We start from the raw sequence: 1,086 nt of genomic DNA on the forward strand, positions 1-1,086 counted from the left end.
AACGATGATAGCGTATTAGCAGGAAATCAAACCGAGAACACAGATACAGGCGGAGATATTGATGAATTCACAGGCGGCGACATCGACGAATAGGTAACAAACAAATAGCGAAACAATTCACATTAAACACACAAAACAATGAAAGCATTAAAAATCACATTCATATTAGGCTTATTAGTAACAGCATTCGCATCATGTACAGAACAAGATTTAAATGATGATGAAATTCTAGGAAATGACGAAGCAACGAGCGCGTATTATACAGGCGGCGACATCGACGAATAGATAACAAACAAATAGCGAAACAATTCACATTAAACACACAAAACAATGAAAGCATTAAAAATCACATTCATATTAGCCTTATTAGTAACAGTATTTACATCATGCACAGAGCAAGACTTAAACGATGATAGCGTATTAGCAGGAAATCAAACCGAGAACACAGATACAGGCGGAGATATTGATGAATTCACAGGCGGCGACATCGACGAATAGATAACAAACAAATAGCGAAACAATTCACATTAAACACACAAAACAATGAAAGCATTAAAAATCACATTCATATTAGCCTTATTAGTAACAGTATTTACATCATGCACAGAGCAAGACTTAAACGATGATAGCGTATTAGCAGGAAATCAAACCGAGAACACAGATACAGGCGGAGATATTGATGAATTCACAGGCGGCGACATCGACGAATAGGTAACAAACAAATAGCGAAACAATTCACATTAAACACACAAAACAATGAAAGCATTAAAAATCACATTCATATTAGGCTTATTAGTAACAGTATTTACATCATGCACAGAGCAAGACTTAAACGATGATAGCGTATTAGCAGGAAATCAAACCGAGAACACAGATACAGGCGGAGATATTGATGAATTCACAGGCGGCGACATCGACGAATAGGTAACAAACAAATAGCGAAACAATTCACATTAAACACACAAAACAATGAAAGCATTAAAAATCACATTCATATTAGGCTTATTAGTAACAGCATTCGCATCATGTACAGAACAAGATTTAAATGATGATGAAATTCTAGGAAATGACGAAGCAACGAGCGCG

4 protein-coding genes are annotated in these 1,086 nt (G+C 36.0%); all 4 read left to right on the forward strand.

The features are described from left to right. The first annotated feature begins 138 nt into the window (after window positions 1–138). The 4 genes from ACJJV4_RS07630 to ACJJV4_RS07645 are packed head-to-tail and all read left to right on the forward strand — an operon-like array spanning window position 139 to window position 924. On the forward strand, window positions 139–285 hold the full coding sequence (locus ACJJV4_RS07630) for a hypothetical protein (protein ID WP_405293071.1): 147 nt from the start codon (window positions 139–141) through the stop codon (window positions 283–285). A 45-nt stretch (window positions 286–330) separates the two neighbouring features. After that, entirely contained in the window at window positions 331–498 is a 168-nt protein-coding gene (locus ACJJV4_RS07635) for a hypothetical protein (protein ID WP_405292651.1), read from the forward strand. A gap of 45 nt (window positions 499–543) precedes the next feature. Next, the gene (locus tag ACJJV4_RS07640) at window positions 544–711 is read left to right on the forward strand and encodes a hypothetical protein (RefSeq protein WP_405292651.1); all 168 of its coding nucleotides are present in this window, start codon (window positions 544–546) and stop codon (window positions 709–711) included. A gap of 45 nt (window positions 712–756) precedes the next feature. Beyond that, on the forward strand, window positions 757–924 hold the full coding sequence (locus ACJJV4_RS07645; protein WP_405293073.1) for a hypothetical protein: 168 nt from the start codon (window positions 757–759) through the stop codon (window positions 922–924). The last annotated feature ends 162 nt before the right edge of the window (window positions 925–1,086 follow it).

The organism is Algibacter sp. Ld11 (genome assembly GCF_045066735.1).
Lineage (GTDB): Bacteria > Bacteroidota > Bacteroidia > Flavobacteriales > Flavobacteriaceae > Algibacter.

Excerpts from the sequence above, each read along its gene's own strand:
- ACJJV4_RS07630 (WP_405293071.1), top strand. The coding sequence starts at position 139 with ATGAAAGCATTAAAAATCACATTCATATTAGGCTTATTAGTAACAGCA.
- ACJJV4_RS07635 (WP_405292651.1), top strand. The coding sequence starts at position 331 with ATGAAAGCATTAAAAATCACATTCATATTAGCCTTATTAGTAACAGTA.
- ACJJV4_RS07640 (WP_405292651.1), top strand. The coding sequence starts at position 544 with ATGAAAGCATTAAAAATCACATTCATATTAGCCTTATTAGTAACAGTA.
- ACJJV4_RS07645 (WP_405293073.1), top strand. The coding sequence starts at position 757 with ATGAAAGCATTAAAAATCACATTCATATTAGGCTTATTAGTAACAGTA.